Here is a 1,898-nt window from a genome sequence, read left to right as displayed (position 1 = left end):
GCCGACACCCGCCGCGGCGCAGGCAGGTGCGGCGGCGCCCCGGATTCGGCCGTCGCCCGCGCCGGCCGCATACGCACGAGGCCCCGAAATACGTTGAATATCTTTCGTCCGTTTCTCGCCTCGGCATAGCTCGAACGAGTTCGGCTCTGCGCTCGTCTTAACGAAATGGTTCCTATCCGAAACACACACCCTATAAACCGACCGACCTATGAAATTCGAATTCGGACTGCTGCCCCGCATCGTCCTCGCCATCGCGGCGGGCGTCGGCTGCGGCCTCTTTTTCCCCGACTGGCTCACGCGCATCGTGCTGACCTTCAATTCCGTCTTCGGCAACTTCCTCAGTTTCGTCATCCCGCTGCTGATTCTGGGGCTCGTCGCCCCGGGCATAGCCGATCTGGGCAGAAGCGCCGGCCGTCTGCTCGCCCTCACCGCGGCGCTGGCGTGGATCTTCACCCTCATCTCGGGCTTCGGCACCTATTTCGCGGGCACGGCGCTGCTCCCGCGCCTGCTCTCCGGCTCGCAGCTCGCCGAAACCGGCGGCGCAGCCGAAGCGCCCGCCCCCTACTTCACGGTCGGCATGCCGCCTCTGATGGACGTGATGACGGCGCTCATCCTCGCCTTCGTCTTGGGTCTCGGCATGGCCTACACGCACAGCACGCGCCTGAAAGGGGTGATGGACGACTTCAAGTCGATCATCGACCGCGTGATCGCGGGCCTCATCATCCCGCTGCTCCCGTTCTACATCTTCGGCATCTTTCTCTCGATGACCCGGTCGGGACAGGTCGCCGGCGTGCTGGGCGTCTTCGTGAAGCTCATCGCCGTGATCTTCTGCCTCACGGTCCTGCTGCTGCTGTTCCAGTTCTCGGTCGCGGGGCTCGTCGCCCGCCGCAATCCGCTCCGCATGCTGCGCACGATGCTCACGGCCTACGTTACGGCGCTCGGGACCCAATCTTCGGCCGCTACCATCCCCGTAACGCTGGAGCAGACCGTCAAACTCGGCGTGCGTCCCGAGCTGGCGGGCTTCGTCATCCCGCTCTTCGCCACGATCCACCTCTCGGGGTCGATGATGAAGATCACGGCCTGCGCGCTGGCCGTCTCGATGCTCTCGGGCCACACGATCGCCCCGGCCACCTTCGCAGGCTTCATCCTGCTGCTGTCGGTTACGATGATCGCCGCCCCGGGCGTCCCGGGCGGTGCCATCATGGCCGCCGTCGGACTGCTCGAATCCATGCTCGGCTTCGACGACACGCTCACGGGACTGATGATCGCCACCTACATCGCCATGGACAGCTTCGGGACGGCCACCAACGTTACGGGCGACGGCGCCGTGGCGGTGATCGTCGACCGCATCGACCGCCTGAGCCGCTCCCGCACCGAACCCGGTGGGACGCCGCCGGCCGACAAACGGGTATCGTAACCCCGCGCGTCCCGCCGCGTCCGCCGCGTCCCGGCCGGCCGGCCCGCCCGCAAGTCGATGATGATGCCCGCATGTCCGTACATCCGGCGGTTCGTCCATCCGTCGGCCCGTTCGTTCGCTGGCCGGCCCGTCTGCGCCGCCGAAGCTCTTCGCCGCCTCTGCGTAGCGACACACCGGCTTCGCACCGCTGCGGGCGTATGCATCGTCCGTCGCATTGCCTCCCGTCCGCTGCATCCGCCGCATTGCCTCCCGTCCGCCGTGTCCGCCGCGCCCCGTTGTATCGACGCTCCGTTCATTCCCGCGCCCCGTCCGCCGCATTGTGTCTCTTCCGCTGCATCCGCCGCATTGCCTCCCGTCCGCCGTGTCCGCCGCGCCCCGTCGCATCGACGCTCCGTTCATTCCCGCGCCCCGTCCGCCGCATTGTGTCTCTTCCGCTGCATCCGCCGCATTGCCTCCCGTCCGCCGTGTCCGCCGCGCCCCG

The 1,898-nt window shown here is 67.7% G+C and carries 1 protein-coding gene; it reads left to right on the top strand.

From position 1 onward, the window contains the following. Positions 1–208 precede the first annotated feature (208 nt). Positions 209–1,417 carry a dicarboxylate/amino acid:cation symporter gene (locus BN3659_RS11565; protein WP_091537135.1) on the top strand — a complete coding sequence of 403 codons (1,209 nt, stop codon included), beginning with the start codon at positions 209–211 and terminating at the stop codon, positions 1,415–1,417. Positions 1,418–1,898: the final 481 nt, after the last annotated feature.

The sequence above is a fragment of the Alistipes sp. CHKCI003 genome, assembly GCF_900021155.1.
GTDB lineage: Bacteria > Bacteroidota > Bacteroidia > Bacteroidales > Rikenellaceae > Alistipes > Alistipes excrementavium.
Note: the sequence above shows the minus strand (reverse complement) of the source record. Positions and strands in the feature narration are given on the sequence as shown.